Raw genomic sequence first — 22,302 nt, forward strand, 5'->3', positions numbered from 1 at the left:
TAAAATCCACCAATACATCGGTAACAGACTCATTACTAAATAATTGTTCTTTTAAAACTAATTGCTGACCTTTTAGTTGAAAAATAAACACACCAGATGTTGTTAAAAACCAATAGTCATTATTTAAATAAGAAATGTTGTAAATGGTTAAATCTTCTAATGATATGGGTGTCCTCAGCTTTAAAACATCGTCTATTTCAGTTTTATAAATATAAAGTTGATTTTTGCCTTGTTCTTTAAAATTTAACAGCGCACTATTTTTAAAAGCATATACCTTTGGTGACTGCATTCTGTATTTAGACGTGAATGTTTTAAGCAGTTTTATCTGTCCATTTGTGATTTGATACCAGTTCTGTTTTTCTTTTGAAGTTCTGCCATTTTCATTCATTTTAATGACATAAGACAAATCATTGTGAGTACTCTCGCTAACAGACATACCTTCAAAAAGCTTGATGATGTTTTTGTCTTTTAAAATAATATCATAAATACCATCTACAGTAAATAAGCGAATGGATGTATTGGTAATTTCAAAAGGTGACAACTGCCCTTTCACCAGTTTACTAGCGTCATAAAAAAGATGTAATGTATCGTTTTCAACATAGAAAATTTGCCCATGAATATTACTACACCAAAGTTTTCCTTTTTCATCTAATTTTAATTGAAATAAAGAATTCGCTTTTTGGTTAGGGTTTGTAAACTTTTGGTAATTATTTCCGTTGTAACGGTATAAACCTTTATCAGCAGCAAGCCATATATAGTGGTTATGATCTTCTTGAATGTCATAAAACTCTACATCTGGAAGATTAGAAATTTTAGACATATGTTGCGTTACCGGATTTTGAGCAACTACAAAAACTGGTAACAGTAAAAATAATATGATTTTAAAATAACGCCACATAAATATCAATTAACAAACTTAAGATTTATGCGTGTAATCTGTATTCTATTTTTCTGTAACTGTCTTTTTTTTTTCTGAATAAAAAAATAGCGCTCACTTGTTTGTGAGCGCCATACTTACCTCTTATAATCTAACTAACTAATAAAATTAAGAGATAATGGATATTTTGGTATTTCGCCATTATTAACTTTTACAGCATTTATAATAGGAAAAATTATAGAAATAATCCCAATAAAAATTAAGCCTAAAAAACCTAATCCTAATAAAAGGATTAAAGGAATACAAATTATTGAATATACAATAATACTTAATTGAAAATTAACAATACGTTTTCCCTGTAAATCCATACTGTAGATATTTTCTTTTTGAGTAGCCCAAAGTATCAACGGAACAATTAATCCGCCAAACCCTGTAATACAAGTCAACAACTGACTTAAATGGGTAATAACTAAAAGTTGTTTATCTTCTCTCATGATGCTAGTGTTTATTTGATTGATGTACTTATATGACGCAAAAAAATAAAAATTGTTACGTATAAATTTATTAAATTTCTGATACCTTACTTTTTTTAATACATCAATCTGAATACGTCTTTTAAATTACGTGTTTTTACTCATTCTTTTCCGGATAATACAAAGCCTTTAAAAAATCATAACTTCATAGGTATAAATATAGCCATATATACAGGAATACTTGTATAAAAAACGCCCCATAAAAATGGGGCGCTAACTACTCTAAAAACAAATTACTAATTAGTAATCATATACTCTTACATAATCAATAATAAATTCTTGGGGGAAAATAGTATCATCAACATCTGGCCCTCCAAAATTCCCGCCAACGGCAAGATTAAGAATGATATAAAAAGGTTGATTAAAAGGCCAAACTTTTTCATTTTTATTTTCTGGAGAAAACGTATAAACTAATGTATCATCAATAAAAAATTCTATTTTTTCACTATTCCAATGGCATTTATATACATGAAAACCATCTTCTATAGTCTCTATAGTTGTTATTTTTGTATTTATAGATTTGCCATGACTATCAGGAGTGTGCAATGTAGTATGTATTTCATGTGGAGATTTACCTACATATTCCATAATATCAATTTCCCCAGAAGTTGGCCACCCAACAGCATCAATATTACTTCCTAACATCCAGATGGCAGGCCAAATGCCGTACCCTTTTGGTAACTTTGCTTTAACCTCAACAGTACCATATTGAAACTCAAACTTATCTTGTGTTGTAATACGTCCTGATTTATAACCAAGTGAATCTTTTGTGGCTGTGATAACTAGTTTTCCGTTACGTAATGATACGTTTTCTTTTGTATAAAATTGGCGCTCGTTATTTCCCCAACCACAAATTTCTGGACAACCATTTCCTAATTGATAATTCCAATTAGACATATTTAAAGATTCGTCATCAAAATTTTCTTCAAAAAGTACTTTTTTAGAATCTTGACAAGACACAAATGTTACTGTTAGAATAAATATGTATAAAATGTGTTTCATTATTTCAATTCGAATTTTGTGGTTAGTTCTGCTTCAGAGTCTCCTCCTACAAAAACAGTAAAATCACCTGATTCAACAATAAAATCGCCTTGGTTATTATAAAACCCTAACTCATTTTCTGTCAATAGAAACGTTATTGTTTTCGATTCGTTAGGGTTAAGCTTAACTAACTCAAAGCCTTTTAGTTCTTTTACAGGTCTGGTTACAGATGCATAATCATCTTTTAAATACAGTTGAGCTACTTCTTTTCCTGTTACATTGCCTGTATTGGTTAATGTCACAGAAATCTCAAAACTGTTATCCTTTACGTTTTTCACATTAATATCTGTATACGAAAATGTGGTATAACTTAAGCCATAACCAAATGGATATAGTGGCTTATTTGTGATATCTGAATAATGAGACCAAAACACTTCTCCCGGAGCAGGCATATTAGGTCTTCCTGTACTTTTTACATTGTAGTATATAGGCACTTGACCTACACTGCGTGGAAAAGTCATTGGTAATTTTCCACTAGGGTTGTAATCACCATATAAAACTTGCGCTATAGCATTTCCTGACTGTGTTCCTAATTGCCAAGCTTCAACAATAGCTGGAATATGCTCATCAGCCCAAGTCACAGCTAATGGACGACCATTATTAAGTACTAAAACGATATTAGAGTTGGCTTTATAAACCGCTTCTAAAAGTTCTTGTTGCACACCTGGTAATCCTAAACTAGACCTACTTCTTCCTTCACCTGACTGATATCCATGCTCGCCTAAAACCATAACTACAACATCTACTTTTTTTGCTATGGCTGTGGCTTTACTAAACTCACTCTTATCAGATACATTAATATTTAATTCTTTAGCAAAAACTGTTTCGCCTGATACAAACTCTGCGCCTTTTTCAAAAAAGAGTGTGTTCCCTTTGTATTTTTGCATGCCTTCTAAAACTGAAACAGCTGTTCCGTCTTCGGCACCTATACGCCAATTACCTAATGGACTTGTTTTATCATCTGCTAATGCTCCTATTAATGCTATTTTTTGTCCTTCCTTTTTAAGCGGCAATACATTGTTTTCATTTTTTAGAAGTACAATAGATTTTTTTGCCACATCTAATACAGCTTCGTTTATCTCTTTACTTCCTACAACATCTTTTTCATAAGTCTCATCACAGTATTTATAAGGGTTTTCAAAGAGGCCTAGTTCAAACTTAACACGTAAAATACGTCGCACAGCATCATCTATTACAGATTCTTTTACTTTACCTTCGTTTACTAGGTTAACCAATTCTGAAACGTACAAATGTGATTCCATGTCCATGTCAGAACCAGCATTTGCTGCTATTTCAGCCGCTTCTTTTCCATTTTTTGCTTGTCTATGCGCAACCATCTCATTTATTGAACCCCAATCTGAAACAATAAAACCGTCAAAGCCCCATTGCTTTTTTAAAATTTCGCGTTGTAAAAAAGCACTCCCTGTAGCTGGTATACCATTTATTTCATTGAATGAATTCATAAAAGTTCTCACACCTGCATTTTTTGCTGCTATAAATGGAGGAAAAATAACGTTGTATAATGTTGATGTTCCTATATCAACTGTGTTATAATCTTTTCCTGATTCAGCAAAACCATAGGCTGCAAAATGTTTGGCACATGCAGCTATCGTTTCTTTTGATGATAAATCGGCTCCTTGAAAACCGTGTACTCTGGCTGTCGCTATTTTAGATCCTAAATAAGCATCTTCTCCAGCGCCTTCCATGACACGTCCCCAACGTGCGTCTCTAGAGACATCAACCATAGGTGCAAAAGTCCAGTTTATACCAGATGCTGCTGCTTCTTTTGCTGCTACTTTGGCTGATAACTCTATAGCGTCCATATCCCAACTAGCAGATTCTGCTAGTGGAATAGGACTCAAAGTTTTAAAACCATGAATAACATCAAATCCAATAATTAATGGAATTCCTAGTCTTGACTCTTCTACTGCTATTTTTTGTACTGCTCTTACATTTTTTGAGCCTGTAACATTTATCATAGAACCTACTAATCCTTTCTTAAGGTGTTCATACTTTAAAGCTTGATTACCTTCTTTTGGAGTTGGTCCTGTTACATCCCAAAAACCTGTATATTGATTCATTTGCCCTACTTTCTCTTCTAGCGTCATTTTTTTTAAAAGCGCTTCTACTTTAGATTCAATAGATGAATTTTCTGTTGAGTTTTTAGAATTGAGAGCTAAATCATTTTTTGATTCATTTTTACATGAAAACAAACCAAAAACTATTGATAATACTAATAAATAATATCTATTTCTCTTCATAATTATTGATAAACTCTAACATAATCAACCTCCATACTATCTTCTACAAAAGCAGGATCTACAGTTCCTCCTAGAGTTCCTCCCATTGCTACATTTAAGATTAAAAAGAAATCATTATTAAATGGTAATCCTGAATTGTTTGTTACTGTATGTATAACACTATCATCTATTAAGAATATAAGTTCGTCAGGTGTCCATTCTAAAGTATAATTATGAAATTCTGTTGTTGATGTAGTAGCGCTTATGCCTGAAGAATCTCCTGCTCCCGGAGATACAGCTGGATGATGAACAGTACTTAAAACCACATTTTTATCTTGTCCTGTTTGCTCCATAATATCTACTTCTCCACAAGCTGGCCAAATATTCGTTTCATAATCTGCTCCTAACATCCAAATTGCAGGCCAAGTACCAATTGATGCTGGTAATTTTGCTCTTACCTCAACACGACCATATGTAAAATCAAATAAACCTTCTGTTTTAATACGTGCTGATGAATAACTGCTTCCATTTTCTTTTGCTGTTATTTTAAGAAATCCGTCTTCAACAATTACATTTTCTGCTTCTTCTGTATAGGTTTGAAGCTCTTGATTTCCCCAACCACCAGCACCTAAATCATAGGTCCATTTAGATGCGTCTGGTGCTCCATTTGTATCAAAATCATCTTCCCATACAAGGTTATTATATTGTGATGTAAATGAGTCTTCATCATCTTCTCCTTCTTCTAAAGATGTAATAATAAACCACCAGTCAAACTCGCCATTTCCATCTGTTGTTTTTAATAAAAGTTCGTTTGGTACAGAACGATCAAAGATTTGATAATTATGTGAACCACCACAGTAATAGCTAATAAAGCCTAATCCTGTTAAACTAATTGTTTCTTGACCTCCTGGAGCAATTAATGCCCATGTTTCAGAATAATCATTGTAAGGAAAGTTTTCTACATCTGCACCGTTAAGAGTTCCTGATCCTGGTCCTAATTGATTTACAAGACCATCTCTTCCAAAAACAGTTCCTGTTGGATCTTGGTTAGGATCATCGTTAGTATTATTAGTGATATGAGTAAATGTTCCATCTGCATCAAAAATAAAACGATCATCATACATTCCTACTCCAACTTTTTCATTTGGTCCTGCTGCATACCACTCGGTTGGTATTTGACCTCCTACTGGTCCTAATCCAAAATGCCCAGCTTTTTCTGATTTTAATCGCCAAGTTTTAGAACCATCACCTACTAATTTATCTAGCAGTTCTGCTGGTGGTGAATAAGTTGCTAAAACTTCAACAGTTACTATTACTGACGAAGATGTTCCTCCGGTTCCGAAAGCAGTTACTACAACGTCATAAGAATTAACTCCTAAATTTGAAAAAGACATTTCTGCTTCTCCTATTGGAGATGTTTTCTTATTACTGTTATATGCAAAAGTATAATTTATAGCATTGTTTGCTGTTGCTTTAAAGTTTACCATTCCGCTACCATCACCATAGGGATTGGCAGAATCTTGCCCCACAATTTCTGATGTTACTTGAATGTTTGTAGGAGCGATTACAGCTCCAAACGTAGAGTCGTCATCTTGGCAATTAGTAAAAAGTACTAATGCTAGTATGAGAAATATGCTACTGTATTTATTTATTATATATTTCATAGTATGTTTTTTTAGTTGTGGAAATAAAGGTTATCAATGTAAACTGTACCTCCTGAAGACTCAAAAAGAAGTTGTGTTACGCCTGAAACATCTGTTGTGTAATCAGACAAGGCTATTTCTACGCTTACCCACTCTCCGTTTGTTACTGTATCAACAAACTCTATGTCTTCTTTTAATGGGTCATTATCGGCATAAGATGTGTTTACTAGTTTTAAACCTAAACTTGTTGCATCAGGAGACCAATAATCAAAATGAGCAAATGTCATTGCTGATAAATCTGTAGGGTTGTCATAATCAGTAACAATTCCTGTGTAGTTTAAAGCCTCATACAATAAGGTATTATTACCATCAATAATCTCACTTGTTAAAATAGTGGTTTGTCCCCAACCAGGGTTCCATTCGTTTACAGTAACATTAGTATAAGAATCACTATATATTGATACAACATTGGCTTCAGGATGTGTTGGGTCTGGTGCTGCTTCTGTAGGAGATGTTGGAGCTGATGCCCCTCTGTAAAAATAAATATTATCTATAAAAACAGTACCTTCTCCAGACGGTGTTCCTACATATTTTAACTGAAAAATATCTGCTACTGTAAATCCTGATTGACTTGTATAGTCTGAAATAGGAATATCAATACTTGTCCATGCATTAGATGTTAAAGCTGCAACTACAGGACGTTCTCCATTGGAAGCACTTATTAAAGACACTTCTATAGTTTGTAAAACATCTGCAGTCCATACATCTAAATGAATATATTCCATATCAGATACATCTACAGCGGCACCAAACTCATTACCTTGATAACTTAAGTTTGTGTATTGTAGCATTTCATCTCCAGCCAAATCAAACATAGCCCAACCACTACCACAGCATCCTCCTTGTCCCCAATCTGGGAAATAGTTTGCTCCTGGTTCATTTGCATATGCCGCACTAAAAATAGAGATTACATCATTTTCATCTCTTCCTGGTGGTGTTGGTGCTGACTCAAGCGGTTGCAATATAGCTACCACTTCAAAATCTTCTGTATAAGTTGTTGTTTCAATTGCTGCTCCAAAAACCTCTACTGAAATAGTATAAACACCTGCATCTTGGTATGTAAAAGAAATTGTTTCTCCTATATTGGCTGATAGTGGTTCTGCTGAAGCATCTTCTCCAAAACTTACTTCATAAAACATTGCAAAATCTGCTGAAGCTGTAACATTAACTGTTTTTGAAAGTGCTACATCATTTTCTATAACTACCTCTAAATTTTGAGGTGCTTGAAAAGAAACTTCTATAGGTTGTGTAATTTCTGTAGTTTTTCCTGCTAGATTGTAAGCCGTTAAAACAACTTGATAACTACCTTCTTCATAAGTATGGTTTACTCGCTCTCCAGGTTGGATATCTTCAGATTTTTCTGAATTGTCTCCAAAATCAATTATATAATATGAAACTCCTTCTCCTGATGGCGTTAGTGTCACTAATCCTGAATTGTCTTGTGTAACTCTTACCGACATTTCAAGATTTGTTGGTGCTTGAATTTGATTTACAAACCCTGTTTTATCATCATCATTTGCACACCCCAAAATGGTTAATGCTAGAAATGATAAGCTCATTACATATTTTAATATTCTCATAGTTTTCATTTTTTAATATCCTTGATTTTGTTGCCAGTTTCCGTTTGAAAATTGTATTTCCTCTATAGGAATTGGAAACACTTCATTTTTATTTGGAGTAAAGCCTTCTATATCTGTTCCTCTTCCTGTTCTAACTAAATCAAAAAATTGGTGACCTTCTCCTACAAGTTCTACACGTCTTTCATGATAAATAGCTTGTGTTAATGCATCACCAGATGCTGTGACGTTGTGGTTTTCGTCATTAAAGGCTCTTTGTCTTACTCTATTTAAATAGTTTCTGGCTGTTACATCACTTATATCTCCTCTGTTGTATGCTTCTGCTGCCATCAATAACACATCTGCAAAACGAATTGCTCTGTAGTTATTTGGGTTTGTTAGATTTAAATCTCCTGCTGCTTCTTCACTTCTTACTCTAGGTAAATACTTTCTATTAAAATAGCCTGTATGTTCATAACCTGTTCCGTAAGTAGCACCTGTTTGAGCTGCCCATGCTTCAATATCCAGAATAGCAACATCTTTTCTTAAATCTCCATCTTCAAACTCATCTACAACTTCTTGTGTAGGTACATTAAAACTAAATCCTGATGAAAATTGAGGTCCTGAATAGTTACGAATGCCACTAAAACCTACAGCGACATTACCTTCACTACATTGTAGGCATTCAAACCCAGCGCCTTCTACATCTGTATATTGTACTTCAAATACAGATTCTATACCGTTCTCTCCTGAAAATTCAAAAATTTGATCATAGTCTTCTACCAAGTCATAAGGCCCTTCTTCTATTAAGGTGCTTAATACTACAGCGGCTTCTGAAAATTTATCTTGATACAAATAAACCTTACCTAAAAGTGCTTGTGCTGACCCTTTTGTAGCTCTACCTACTTGCGGTGCTGTATAGGTTAAATTATCTACGGCATATTGTAAATCTCTTTCTATTAAACCATACACATCTTCAACTGGAGAGCGAGGCACTGTAGTTTCATCTTCTAACTGAAAACGTACTTCTTTCATAGGTACTTCTCCAAACCATTTAACAAGTTCAAAATAAAAGTATGCTCTTAAAAAACGGGTTTCTCCTATAATGATTTCTTTACCTTCAAAGTTTGTTTTATCCTCAAACTCCATAATGTAATTTGTTCTATTTACACCTGCATACATCCAGTTCCAGATATCTCTTAAGTTACTGTTTACTTGAGTATGAGTCATGTTATCTATTTGCTGAAAACCTGGTACATCTGTTGCACTTTCTCCACCACATAGTGTATTATTTGATGCAATTTCTCCTAATAATACATTTACATATGTAGATTGTAAAACATCATAAGCGCCTACTAATGCGTTATAATATTCTTCTTCAGAATTAAAATAGCTTTCAGAGTCTTGACTATATCGTTTTGTTTCTTCTAAAAAATCATCTGAACATGCATTGGTCATAAATACAACCAGCATAAATAATGTGATATTTTTTATTTTGTTTCTATATGTTTTCATGGTCTATTTTTTTAAAATGTAAGATTAAGTCCTAATAGATATTGTCTTGAAACAGGATAAAATCCATAATCAATACCACCACCTATAGCTTCTCCTGTTGTTGCTGCTGGATCGTAACCGTTGTAGTTTGTAAATGTAAATGCATTGTTTACTGTTGCATATACACGTACTCTACTCATACCTATAGTTTCTAACACTTCTGGTGATAAAGAGTAACCTAATTGTATGTTTTGAATTCTTAAGAAAGAGGAATCTTCAACATAAAAATCTGAAAAGACTTTGTTACTTGTTGCTCCTACTGTTGCTCTTGGCACAGAGTTACTAGTTCCTTCTCCTGTCCATCTATTAAGGTATAGATTTAACCTATTTACATTAGGCTGATCTCTCTCATAATTACGAACTGTTTCTTTTCCTATTTCGGCATATGAATAGGCTGTAAAATCAAAGTTTTTATACTTGAAATTTAAGTTGAAACCCATGTAATAATCTGCTTGTGGTTTACCTAAATATGTTCTATCATTTGAATCTATAACGCCATCTCCGTTTACATCTACAAACCTAAAATCTCCAGGAGCTGCTTCAGATCCTAAAGCTATTTGTGAAGGGTGCGCATCAACCTCGGCTTGGTTCTGAAAAATACCGTTGGTTTGGTAACCGTAAAAGTAGCCTATTGGTTGCCCTACTTCCATTCGAGCTGGTGCTAATTGACCTACTCCAAAGGCTCCACCTTCAGGAATTACATCGCCATTAATTTCTGTTACTTCACCTCGTATACTTGTGAAATTATAATTAACTCCAAAAGAAAAATCTTCTGATATATTCCCTTTATAACCTATAGAAAACTCCACTCCTTTTACTCGAGTTTCGCCAGCATTTACTGTTGGTAAACCTCCACCTGGAGCTCCTGTTCCTAAAATACCTGAAACTGGGTAACCAGCAACTAGCAAGTCTTCTCTATCTTCAATAAAATAATCTGCTGTTATATCTATTTTGCTGTTAAAAAGCTTTAAATCAAATCCTACATCAAATTTTTCAGCAATCTCCCATTTGGCATCTGGGTTTTGAAGTCTACCTGTAGCTACTCCATTTACTAGTGCACCATCAAAAATATATGTAGCTTCTCCATCTAGGGTAGCTCTATATAAATCTCTTCCTACATCATTTCCTAATTGCCCATAACTTCCTCTTAATTTTAAAAAGTTTATTGTATTAGAGTTTTTTAAGAAACCTTCTTCAGATATTTTCCAACCTGCTGTAAATGAAGGAAAAATATCTACTCGGTTATAATCAGGGAAATCTGATGAAGCATCTCTACGGAACATTACCGACAATAAATACTTTTCTGAAAAATCATATTGTAGTCTTGCAAAATAAGACGTTAACCTATTATCATAATAATATGAACTGTTTGATTTTGCGTCACTTAAACCCGTTGTTAAAGCTATATCTGCAAATTCCCAACTATTTGCTGGCACATCAAATCCTGATGCTGTCAGACCATCGCCAGAACTTTTTTGAACGCTTGTTCCGCCTGTAAAAGTAATATGGTGTTTACCAAATATTTTATCATAAGTAAAAAACGTCTCCCAGTTGTAGTAGTTGTTTGATGCCCTATTTTGATCTACACGGCTTCTTGGGTTGTTAAACACTTTTCCTGGTCCATAGTCTACTATTGGTGCAAAGTTTTTGCCTTTATCTTCATAGGTTTTATAACCAAATCGAGAGGTAACTGTTAGTCCTTCTATAGGTTTATATTCTAATTGAAAATTACCTTCTAAACCTTTACCGCTATAATCATTGTATGTATTTCTGATTTGAGATAATGGGTTTATGACTTCATTTCCTAAAAAGCCTGTTGTATCTTCTTCATTTAAGCCATAAGTTGGTGCGTAGTTTAAAGCATTAAATAATACTGAACCTAGCGCATTTTCTGAAATAGTTTTTCGTTCTGTTGCTAGATAATTTGTTGTTGTAGAAAACTTAAGTTTTTCGGTAATATCAACACCTAATCGTAACTTAATGTTATTTCTTATATAATTAGATTTATCACTAGCAATAATACCATCTTGTTCTAATCTTCCTGCTCCAAAATAATATGTAATATTTTCGCCACCACCAGTAACTCTCACATTATGATTTGTCATAGGTGCGGTTTCAAATAGCTCATCTTGCCAATCTATTCCTTCTCCTAAACCACTAACATTGTTATAAGGAATTGTTTGCCCATTGGCCGCATAACTTTCATTTAAAAGCAAGGCATATTCTGTTGCATTCAAATACGGAAGCTTTCTAGTTGTTTCTTGAAAACCAGCATATACATCATAACTTACAGTTGGTCTTGTGTTTTTCTTACCGCTTTTAGTTTTTACTAGTACTACTCCATTTGCTCCTGCTATACCATAAATAGCTGCCTGGGCATCTTTTAGTATTGAAATAGATTCTATATCATCAGGATTTATACTATTTAAGTTACCGGTATAACCATCTATTATTACTAAAGGAGCATTACTGCCGTTTGAACTTGTCCCTCTAATAACTATGTTATATCCACTACCTGGAGAACCTGAAGCTGAACCAATAGAAACTCCTGAAACTGTTCCTTGTAAAGCTAGAGCTGGTTCTATAGGTTTTAAAACATCTAATGTTTCTGATGTTACTAATGATACTGCTCCTGTTACATCTTTTTTGTTTTGAGAACCGTAACCTATTAATACTATTTCGTCTAGAGATTCTGTAGATTCTTCTAGGCTTATGCTTAAAGGGTTGCTATTTGTTACGGTTACTTCTTTATCATTATATCCTATAAAAGAAAATTGTAGTACTGAATTTATAGGTACATTTTCAAAATTAAAATTCCCATCAAAATCTGTTGAAACACCTTGGGTAGTGTTTTTGATAATGATATTTACTCCGGGTAACGGTACTTGTGATTTAGAGTCTACTACTGACCCTTTGATATTTACATTTTGAGAAAATGCAAACGTTGACATTATAAGAAATAATGCAAGTGTTAAATGTTTTGATATCATAGTTTGAACTTTAGTTAGGTAAACTTATCACATAATGTTATGAAATCGTTAAAATAAACCACAACAAAAAACATACAAGATAAAAAAACAACTAAAATTTTATCATTTTAATAATTTAAACCCTTTAAAAATGCGATATCACAAAACACTCGCTTTTTATACTACAACGTTGTAATACTCTACAAAAAACAAGAATGTAGTGCTTTTGTATAGGTGTTTTTTTTATTTGTTTGGGTGCTAAATTTCCAGAATATAATTTGTTAAGCTTGCTTCATGAGGAAGGTTCATCTTTTTTCGTAGTCTGTATCTTTTAACTTCTACACTTTTTGATGAGATATTTAATAAAGGTGCTATCTCTTTTGATGATAAATTAAGTCTTAAGTAAGCGCAAAGTTTTAAATCGTTTGGCGTTAATGACGGATGCTTTGCTTTTACTTTTTTCAGAAAGTCTTTATCTGCATTATTAAATGCTTCTTCAAAAAACTTCCAATCGTCTGTATTGTTTAAGTTTTTATCTATAATCCTTATAACAGATTTAATAGTTTTATCGGTATTTACTGTTTTAAGTTTATCTTTTATACTGTTTAAAAACTCATTCTTTTTAATTAAGTTCATAGTAGATATTGCTAACTCTCTACTTTTACTTTCTACATCTTGTTGCAATTTTTCATTTTCAAAATGCATCAACTGCTGCTTGTTTTCTAGTTCTTTCAGCTCAAGTTCTTGCGCTGTTTGTAGCAATAACTTATCGCGTTGTTTATTGTAATAAACCTTATAAACGTTGTGCATAAATAAAGAAAATAACAAAACAATCAGAGCATAAGAAATAAAAGCTAAATTAGACATATACCAAGGCTTGTCTACAACAAAACTATAGCTTGCCGTATTATTTGTAATGGTATTGCCTACTCGACCTCTTACTATAAATGTATAGTCGCCGTATGGTAAGTTTTTAAACAATACTTTAGGCGTATTTGTCCAAGAACTCCAGTCATTATAAATACCTTCTAATTTATATTGATACTCTGGTTCTAGGTATTTGTCAAATTCTGGAATGCTATAATTAAACTCAAAGTTGTTTTCTTTATTTGTAAAACTTCCTGGTGTTTGTAATGGTACGAACCTTGCCTCTGCATTAATAATTTGGTTTTTTATAGTGTTTATAGATATTGAATATTGCTTTATGCTAAATTTATCTAAATCTATAATGGTATATCCTGTAGATGAACCAAATAAGTATACATGATCTTTATAACATGTTATATTTTCATAACCGGTCATTCCTTTCCTTAAAGAACTTGGAAATGCTTGTTTATTAATCTTTGGGCTTCCACTAAACTTCCCCGGAGTTATATAACTTAAATTCTTTTTTGAAAATCCCCAAAGCATATTCGTTTTTTTATCAGAAATAAGCTTTCCTGACGTGTAATCTTCTTCGTTAAAAACACCACTCAAAACACTATCTCTAACAAAACCTTGCTGCGTTTTATTGTATTTATAAACTCCTTTTTTAAAAACATAAAGAACTTGATCATTATACTTTAACAGGCTAGAATTAGCTCCTTTATCAACCGAGGTATCTCTAACTACTTCTAAAGCTTTGTAAAAATCTGCACTAACTTTTATCTTAAAAACTCCTTTATATTCATGGCTTACAAAAATGGTGTTATCTTCTGTTAGCTCATAATATTTTGAAGAATTATTAAAGCCCTCTATTTTATTCCTAAAGCTCCAAGTATTGTTTTTTTTCTCTAATATATTTAAGCCATTATAATTACCTTGCAATAATAAGTTTTCTTGGTTTTTTATGGGTTTTACATCCCATGTACCGCTTATTCTTGATATAAGTTCGGCTTGGTTATTCTCAACAATATAAGTACCTGAATTATGCCCACAAAACAATGTGTTATCTAAAACAACCAAACACCAAACCTGTCCTTTTGTCCCTTCAATAAACTCAAATTTTGTATTGCCATTTACAGGCTTTACAAACAAACCTTGGTTAGTACCCAAGTATAAATTATCATTATAAACAGCAGAAGCATATATGGTTCCTATTTCACCTTTATCATCATTATAAATGGTGTACGGAGAAGTAATATTTACGCAGTTAACACCATTGTCTAAACCCAACCAAATATTGTTCTCTGCGTCTTCAAATAGAGAGAGTACGGTATTATTGCTCAACCCATTTATTTGGTTTATTTTATAATTAGCTTCACCGTTTTCTGTTAAATGAATAATTCCATTAGATATTGTACCCAAAGCAAAACTATTATCCTTAAGCTTTATACTACTATAAACAGTGACTTGATTTAATAACGCTTTTGCAGGAATATCCCAAGGTTTTAAGTCTGCTCCTTTTAAAATAAAAAATCCTAAATCTTGTGTTTCTATTAAAAACTGATTGTTGTGGTTATAAATATTAACAACAATATTATTGCGAAGTATATCATGGTCTGAAACCAATACTGTTGTTCCATTTTCAATTTTAAATAAGCCTTTTTGAAAGTCTTGAAAATAAATACTATCATCAACTTTATACATTTTTGTTAATGATACTTGGCTCTCTATTACTTGAAATGTTTTTTTTAGCGTATGGTATACATATATTCTATCTAGCGACTGAAACAGTACCCAATCATCAATAGCTTTTATACACCAAATCTGTTCATCTTCAATAATTGGTGTTTTAAGTTCATCGGAAAGTGAAGTATATTTTAAATCGCCTAAATCGTCTCGTTTCCAGAAACCAAACTCCATATAGCAACCCGTATAAATATAGTCGTTTACCACAGTTACAGATCGAATAATAGTCTCATTTGGTGAAGCATACAATTTCCATTCCGCACCATTATACTCTAACAAACCTTTATTGTTTGCTACATAGATATGCCTATCAGCGGATTGTGAAATTCCCCAGTTTTGATTTTCAGCCCCATAATCTTTTGGCGTATAAACCTCAATAGGTGGTAACTCTTGAGACACCAGACTATTACACAATAAAACAATAAATAAAAAAGCTATTTTATATCTCACGTCTACAAATACTTTAGTACTACAAGTATACAAATTATTAAGTAGCTTACTTATACTTCATATAGCAGCTACGTAATTTAAGTTTTATTATTTTAAGCATAATAAATACCAATAAACCAAAAAGGGATTAATAAACTTATAAAGCTTAAAGCCTATCGTTTCAACGTAAAATGAGACCTAAACTCTTTAGTCACATACTGCCCTTCTGTGGTTAACATCCTATAATTAACCTTAAACCAATAATCATTGGTATGCATTAAATGACCATTATAAGTGCCATCCCAACCTAAACTCTGGAATGATCAATCAGAACTTTGTGGTGGATAATCAGAACTTTGTACCAGTCAATCTGAACTTTGTACCACCTAATCAGAACTTTGTACCACCTAATCAGAACTTTGTACCAATCAATCAGAACTTTGTACCAGTCAATCACAACTTTGTACTAGTCAATCACAACTTTGTACCAATCAATCAGAACTTTGTACCACCTAATCAGAACTTTGTACCAGTCAATCAGAACTTTGTACCACCTAATCACAACTTTGTACCACCTAATCATAACTTTGTACTAGTCAATCAGAACTTTGTGGTGAGCAATCAGAACTTTGTACCAATCAATCAGAACTCTGGAACGGTTAATCAGAACTCTGGAACGACTAATCAGAACTCTGGAATGGTTAATCAGAACTCTGGAATGGTTAATCAGAACTCTGGAATGGCTAATCAGAACTCTGGAATGGCTAATCAGAACTCTGGAATGGCTAATCAGAACTCTGGAATGGCTAATCAGAACTCTGGAATGGTTAATCAGAACTCTGGAATGGCTAATCAAAAGTCTGGAATGGCTAATCAGAACTCTGGAACGGTTAATCAGAACTCTGGAACGGTTAATCAGAACTCTGGAATGGCTAATCAGAACTCTGGAACGGTTAATCAGAACTCTGGAACGGTTAATCAGAACTCTGGAATGGTTAATCAGAACTCTGGAACGACTAATCAGAACTCTGGAATGGTTAATCAGAACTCTGGAATGGCTAATCACAGAACCGGAATGGCTGATTAGGAGTAGGTGAGGACTGGGAATGGATTATAGCCGTTGTTGCCCACAGTTATTTTTTAAAATTCTTTAATATGTACTGGTAATCACTGTCCGATTCACTTGCAACAATAATTCCGAATGTTTTTAATTTATATGTCACCAAATATTGGGTCAGAAATATTTTTTCTTCTCCAAATGTTTGCAAGTATTTTACTTTTACGACTTTGGAAATTCCATATGTCAAAAATTTACTTTCAAGTCTTTTTCTTTCTACTCCAAAAGATTCAGATTCAACAAAAAGATGGTTTTCAAGCAAATCAACATAAACTTCAACTGCTTCTTTGGTCAGTTCCACGTAATTTCCAGATTGAAACGATATATTGTTTTTATAGTTACCATCTTTAATAAACATTTCAACCGTTTGTCCCATTTTTTTGAAATTCTCCAATTTCTGAAATTCATATTCCGAGAGTTCATTTAGGTCAGGTGAATTTTTAATTAATTCTGCGACTGTTTCAATACTTGTTTTTTTAAAATCTTTAGGTATATAAATTTTCTTTTCAAGAAATTCGACTAGTTGTAAGTTACTGTCTTTAAATTCAGGTGGAATTTCATTTTTGTCCGATTTACAACTTAAAAAAATCAGTATAATAAATGTCAGCAGGATGTTTTTCATAATTGTGGGCAACGTGTTTGTATATGGTTTGTTGCGTGGTTAAGCAATTAAGTTAACAAATAAAAACCGAATAGAAAATCCGCCAGGATTTTCGTAAGTAGGCTAGAACAAGCAATAAATTATATACGGTGTTAGCAGCTGTTATTTTAATTCAAAATTCTTGTAAACACAAATAAGGTCAGTAACTCTGTAATTTGTTTTTTCAAATTCAATAGTTAGTTGTTTGTATTCATTTGGATTTAAACCGTAATAACGTAGTACGTCTAATCCATTGACTCCTATGTTGTTGCTGTTTCTGACATCCATAACTTTTTCTCCAATTGTAGAAAATTCGGATTCGAATAGAAATCCCTTAAATTTAATTTCTGTTGAATATCCATTATCATCAAATATCAATGTGAAATTTTGATAATTTTTTATAATTGATTTAAGTCTTTTTCTAAATAATTTTTCAATTAATATCATATCATTAAAATTAGTCCATTTTTAAGTAAAATTAATTCATTCGCTCCATTATGAAAAATGGTACTCTTATAATATTCGTCATCGTTTATAATAATTGATAGTTCCCATTCTGTAATCATTTTTTTATTGTTAGCTTCATTAAATGACGTGAAACCTTCTATGGATTTTTGAATATTGACGAAAGATATATTAAATAGTATTAACCCTCCATTCTTTATTGTGTTTGTAAGTACAGAATAAAGTTGACTACTTAAAGGAATTGACGGTGGAACATCTTTGTAAAAAACAGTTGGATGATGCATACAATATGATTTCAGTTGTTCACTGACAATTTTAAAATTGTCAAGATTTTTTCCCAATGAAATTTTATGATTATTAATGTCTCTTATTCTCTGAATCATTTATGTTTTTTGCGTCAGATATAATTGCTGCTAACGTGTTTGTATATGGTTTGTTGCGTGGTGTAGGCACTAAAGTTAGCAAATAAAAACCGAATAGAAAATCCGCGAGGATTTTCGTAAGTAGGCTAGAACCAGCAATAAATTATATACGGTGTTACCACCAGTTTTTTAATCGTATTTCGTTTTTTTCTTAAAATCAGATTCTTTAAAATTCCTTTCAATAAAGTTGTATCCTAAATCATATGTTATTGATTTTTGGTCTTTGAATGAAAACTTAAATAATTTCCCATCAGATTCAATTTTATCCAATTCATACGGGTGTTTTCTTTTTTCGTTTGGGTCAGCTCCCCAATACGTATAGTTGCCTCTAAAACCAATAGAATATTTAGAATTAAATTTTGTGTCAACTATTTTAGAGTCTTTTATTTCTGTCCATAAAAAGAAGCTTTCTGATTTTTCTAATCGTAATATTTTTGAATCTTTTTCGAAAGTGTAGTAATGTAGTTTAGGGTAAAAAGGTTCATCTTTTTCTAATCTATCCAGTTCAATTTCTGTGTATAAATTTTGGATTGGAACATAAGCCCAAATTAATTCTTTTGGACCTGCTTTCCCATAATCGTGAATCGTTTTGATTATTTGTCCATCTTTCACAAATGTTGTTGTTATACTTTCATCATCTGTATGTCCAACTGCATAATCACTTTTTAAACTGTCAATATTTGCTTTCGCAAACTTTGAAAATATGTAATCAGTTTTAATACTATCAATTAAGGATTCGTAAAATCCTAATGGTTTTACATAGCCTTCTCCTTGAAAATATATTTTGTTTTTATTATTTATTGAAATGTCGATTATTGGACAAGAACCATAACAACCAGAACTTGAGAATATAATTTGGTCAAATGAGTTGCTCTTTATCTCTTTTATTCTTTGAAGTTTAATGAAAGTTGTGTCATTTTTTATAAGAATTAGTGTATCATTTAATTGCCCTTTAATCTTCCATTTAAACTCCCAATTTTCATTAAATGGATTTAGAATAAAAATACTATGGTTTTTAACTTTATAGTCAGTAAATGTTCCTTTGTAATTCAGTTGTCGTTTTCCTGTAACTGAATCTAGGTTATATCTTTTGAATCCATTAAATAATTCAATTTTATTTTCTGTAAACCCAATACCAAAGGGTCTGTTAAAACCTGGTGGTGGATAATCATTATTCTCTACTTTTTCAATTTTACTCCATTCTCCGATTAGATTATTTTTAGTGTTTTTTTTCTCGGTTTCACAGCTTAAAATTAATGGGATAAAAAAAAGATATATGAATTTTAGTTTCGTCATTTTCTCAAATTGGTGGTAACAATTGTATAAACACACTAGTGTGTTTATCTATATTATGTTTATACTTCTAAAAATAGTTAAAATTCTTAAAAACTGATCTTGTTTTAGGATTATTTGTGTGTTAGGCTGGTAGTAAATAAAAACCGAATAGACACGAGTGCAATGAACTGGTGCAAGAAGAACTTATGAGGATTTTAGTAAGTAAGCGCGGACTGGCAATGTGTTATATAGGGTGCTGGCTAACGTTTATATTAAAATTATTATTTTAAAATTTTGAATCTGAAGTTTTTTGTTTGTCAAGTAGTAATTTATTATAATGTTTTAGGGCATTTAGAATTGATTCAGCTTGAGGTATTCCATCTACTCTCATTATTAATTTATGTTTATCCCATTTGTTTTTTTTCTTGTTTTTTAAAATTGAAACCCAAATATTAATAAAGGCTTTTTTGTCAGACCTTTTAGATACACGATGAAAACTATAAACATTTGAGAAATCATATAAGATTCCATCATTAGAATGGTCTACACCATTTCTCCTTAATACTATTAGTCTTAAATAATCTCCTTCAAAAGAGGCTTTATACTTTCTATTGAATGTATCTTCTTCAAAGCCGTGCTTGTTAATTGTTTTTATAATGAACTCTTTAGTTTCTTTAAGTGAAATTTCATCTTTTTCTTTAGAATTATTGAATAACTGGACAATTCCATTATTGAATTTTATTTCACTAATGTTACTTTTTTTAATCATGTATGATGGTCCATCTAAATGATTATACTTTTTGTATTTCACTTCATCTGTACCAATTAAATCAATTTTTGCTTCTATTTTTTCTCCATCAGATTTAGTGATTATGTCTTGTGAATATGAATGCAGGTGAATGATTAAGCAAAAGGGTAATAAGCTAAGTTTAATTAAGGGTAGATTGTTTTTAAAAAAGTTCATTTTATATTTTTATGAATTAAATAGATGTTTGCCTACGGTCACTATAAGACTAGTGGCACGTTTAGGCACGTAATTTAGCAAATAAAAACTGAATAGAAAATATGCGAGGGTTTTGTTAAGTAGGTGATAGCAAGCAATGGATTATATGGGGTTGTTAGCTGTAGGTTTTATTTTTTCGGATTCTGTTTTTCCCATTTTGACCAAACATCTTTTTCTTCAATTAGCCATTTTTGGTACTGTTGAATTATAATTGCTGAAATATCATCTCTGTTTTTAAACCCTCTTTCATTAAAATATTTCAAGAGCCTTGAACCTCCATTAATTCCCCAATTATTTCGAATCCACATTCCTAAAGGACTTATATGCGAATTAAATTCCCAAATGCTTTTTGCTTCTTTTATTTTTTTTCTGGATTCAAAATTCAGTTTTGTGTCTAGATGAATAATACTTTCTTTTAGGTTTCTTGGTATATAAATTCCATTTATAGAATCTAGATTTTTTCTGTTTTCAAACTCCTGTCTACGTTTCTCTTTAGCTAGTTTAGTGTCAATTTCAGCTATAGAGTCATTATGATTTCTATATCCACCAAAAAAATTTTCTAAATATATTTTGTCGACTTGACGAGGGATGAAATCAGTATTGAAATTTGTATTTAAAAGGTAGTTTTTTATTTCTTCTTTATTAAATTTTTCATCCACTTCGAATGTTTCAATTTCAAATTTTCCTGTTCTGTCAAGATATCCAGTTAAATTAATTCGAAATAGGTTGTATTTATAAAAAGTAGAGTCGTTTGTAGAAACGAATTTTAAGTTTGAGATTTTACTAATACTTTCTGACAACTTTTCGTTTGTTTTAGAATTCTCAATATTTATTATGTATTTGTATGGATAATCGTAATAGTCAATATTACTACGAACTGCTTCGTATCTTTTAATACTTGGATAGATTGAATCAAAGTCAATTTTTGATTTAATTATTTCTCCTTTATTTAAGTTAAAAAGTGTGATTTTTTTTCTTGAATCTATGACATAGATTGTGTCATTTTTGTTGAACACGAAATTTTTATTTAGAAATTTATCCTTTTCTGTTATGCCTTTTTTATACTTTTTTAAAGTAGAGCTATTTGTTTCAAATATTTGATATCTATTATCATAAAACATATCACACTTTTCAGTGTCTTTATTGCAATTGATAAATTCTTCAGTTGTATAAGTTTTTTTGAGTTGGCCATCAATGTAGAATGTTACATTTTTATGTTCATCTCCATTATAATAGACTTTGTCTTTAATATAAATTATCTTTCTACCATCTTTACTGATTGCAGCAAAAAAAGGATACCCATCGTATAAATCGAAAGAGCGATTAATTTTGTAAAAACTTTTCTTAACTCCAAAGCTTTCATATTGTTTAGTAAATGTAACTGTAGATTCTCCTTTTAAATTTGGAAATTCATCATCGAAAGAAATTGATTTTAGTTTAAATTTTCCATTTGAAGAATAAGTTTCTGATATTGGAACTCTAAGAGTTGATATTTGTCCTAAAATTGAATTAGAAAATAGTAATAAAAACAGATAAGGTATAGGTTTGAACATTTTATAGTGTAATTGTTTTTAAATTAAAAACTCAATTTAATTCGGTTCTGTTTTATATACAAACTTCAATGAGTGAAACGTTGTTTTGGTTTAGGGAACTTGTCTCTCAAATTACATCCAACGGTATCGGCTATGATTTCGTTGCGTGGTTTAGTATGTAATTTAGCAAATAAAAACCGAATAGAAATCCGCGAGGATTTTCGTAAGTAGGCGAGAACTAGCCATTAATTATACACGTCTTAAGTTTGTAAATCACTAAATTTAAATAATAATCAGAAAGAACAAAAGAGAGTATTAAGGTTACTATACACGGTG

Annotated in this window: 15 protein-coding genes and 2 pseudogenes; 1 reads left to right on the plus strand and 16 read right to left on the minus strand. The window is 31.8% G+C overall.

Annotation, left to right across the window (positions count from 1 at the left end; translation table 11 throughout):
- The 10 genes and pseudogenes from ACN5J3_RS13475 to ACN5J3_RS13520 all read right to left on the minus strand — a co-directional run.
- Positions 1-820 (minus strand): annotated as a pseudogene (locus ACN5J3_RS13475) (histidine kinase); the annotation flags it as partial.
- A gap of 212 nt (positions 821-1,032) precedes the next feature.
- Complete coding sequence (locus ACN5J3_RS13480; protein ID WP_417291367.1) at positions 1,033-1,371, minus strand: DUF4870 domain-containing protein; 339 nt, start codon at positions 1,369-1,371, stop codon at positions 1,033-1,035.
- Positions 1,372-1,650: 279 nt separating this feature from the next.
- On the minus strand, positions 1,651-2,412 hold the full coding sequence (locus tag ACN5J3_RS13485; protein WP_418512076.1) for a family 16 glycosylhydrolase: 762 nt from the start codon (positions 2,410-2,412) through the stop codon (positions 1,651-1,653).
- Entirely contained in the window at positions 2,412-4,712 is a 2,301-nt protein-coding gene (gene bglX / locus ACN5J3_RS13490; protein WP_418512077.1) for a beta-glucosidase BglX, read from the minus strand. The genes ACN5J3_RS13485 and bglX overlap by 1 nt, the downstream gene beginning before the upstream one ends.
- A 2-nt stretch (positions 4,713-4,714) precedes the next feature.
- Positions 4,715-6,355 carry a family 16 glycosylhydrolase gene (locus ACN5J3_RS13495; protein ID WP_418512078.1) on the minus strand — a complete coding sequence of 547 codons (1,641 nt, stop codon included), beginning with the start codon at positions 6,353-6,355 and terminating at the stop codon, positions 4,715-4,717.
- 11 nt (positions 6,356-6,366) lie between these two features.
- Positions 6,367-7,974 (minus strand): PKD domain-containing protein, encoded by a 1,608-nt coding sequence (locus tag ACN5J3_RS13500; protein ID WP_418512079.1) that lies wholly within the window; start codon positions 7,972-7,974, stop codon positions 6,367-6,369.
- A 12-nt stretch (positions 7,975-7,986) separates the two neighbouring features.
- On the minus strand, positions 7,987-9,465 hold the full coding sequence (locus ACN5J3_RS13505) for a RagB/SusD family nutrient uptake outer membrane protein (protein WP_418512080.1): 1,479 nt from the start codon (positions 9,463-9,465) through the stop codon (positions 7,987-7,989).
- Positions 9,466-9,476: 11 nt separating this feature from the next.
- On the minus strand, positions 9,477-12,494 hold the full coding sequence (locus ACN5J3_RS13510; protein ID WP_417291373.1) for a SusC/RagA family TonB-linked outer membrane protein: 3,018 nt from the start codon (positions 12,492-12,494) through the stop codon (positions 9,477-9,479).
- Between the two features lie 237 nt (positions 12,495-12,731).
- Positions 12,732-15,533 (minus strand): triple tyrosine motif-containing protein, encoded by a 2,802-nt coding sequence (locus ACN5J3_RS13515; protein WP_418512081.1) that lies wholly within the window; start codon positions 15,531-15,533, stop codon positions 12,732-12,734.
- Positions 15,534-15,685: 152 nt separating this feature from the next.
- A pseudogene (locus tag ACN5J3_RS13520) lies at positions 15,686-15,817 on the minus strand (T9SS type B sorting domain-containing protein); the annotation flags it as partial.
- A gap of 14 nt (positions 15,818-15,831) precedes the next feature.
- Between ACN5J3_RS13520 and ACN5J3_RS13525 the strand changes: the two are divergent.
- Complete coding sequence (locus ACN5J3_RS13525) at positions 15,832-16,599, plus strand: hypothetical protein (RefSeq protein WP_418512083.1); 768 nt, start codon at positions 15,832-15,834, stop codon at positions 16,597-16,599.
- A gap of 46 nt (positions 16,600-16,645) precedes the next feature.
- Here the strand turns inward: ACN5J3_RS13525 and ACN5J3_RS13530 are convergent, their stop codons facing one another.
- The 6 genes from ACN5J3_RS13530 to ACN5J3_RS13555 all read right to left on the minus strand — a co-directional run bounded on the left by ACN5J3_RS13530 (position 16,646) and on the right by ACN5J3_RS13555 (position 21,987).
- Entirely contained in the window at positions 16,646-17,251 is a 606-nt protein-coding gene (locus tag ACN5J3_RS13530) for a hypothetical protein (protein WP_418512021.1), read from the minus strand.
- Positions 17,252-17,392: 141 nt separating this feature from the next.
- Positions 17,393-17,647, minus strand: a complete 255-nt coding sequence (locus tag ACN5J3_RS13535; protein ID WP_418512023.1) for a hypothetical protein — start codon at positions 17,645-17,647, stop codon at positions 17,393-17,395.
- A gap of 65 nt (positions 17,648-17,712) precedes the next feature.
- Positions 17,713-18,117, minus strand: coding sequence for a hypothetical protein (locus tag ACN5J3_RS13540; RefSeq protein WP_418512024.1), 405 nt, complete (start codon positions 18,115-18,117; stop codon positions 17,713-17,715).
- A 168-nt stretch (positions 18,118-18,285) separates the two neighbouring features.
- Complete coding sequence (locus ACN5J3_RS13545; protein ID WP_418512084.1) at positions 18,286-19,452, minus strand: DUF6438 domain-containing protein; 1,167 nt, start codon at positions 19,450-19,452, stop codon at positions 18,286-18,288.
- Positions 19,453-19,717: 265 nt separating this feature from the next.
- On the minus strand, positions 19,718-20,395 hold the full coding sequence (locus tag ACN5J3_RS13550; RefSeq protein WP_418512085.1) for a hypothetical protein: 678 nt from the start codon (positions 20,393-20,395) through the stop codon (positions 19,718-19,720).
- A 167-nt stretch (positions 20,396-20,562) separates the two neighbouring features.
- Positions 20,563-21,987: a DUF6794 domain-containing protein gene (locus ACN5J3_RS13555; RefSeq protein WP_418512086.1), complete on the minus strand. Its 1,425-nt coding sequence runs from the start codon at positions 21,985-21,987 to the stop codon at positions 20,563-20,565.
- Between the last annotated feature and the right edge of the window lie 315 nt (positions 21,988-22,302).

This window comes from Corallibacter sp. (assembly GCF_048381695.1).
GTDB classification, from domain to species: Bacteria; Bacteroidota; Bacteroidia; order Flavobacteriales; family Flavobacteriaceae; genus Corallibacter; species Corallibacter vietnamensis.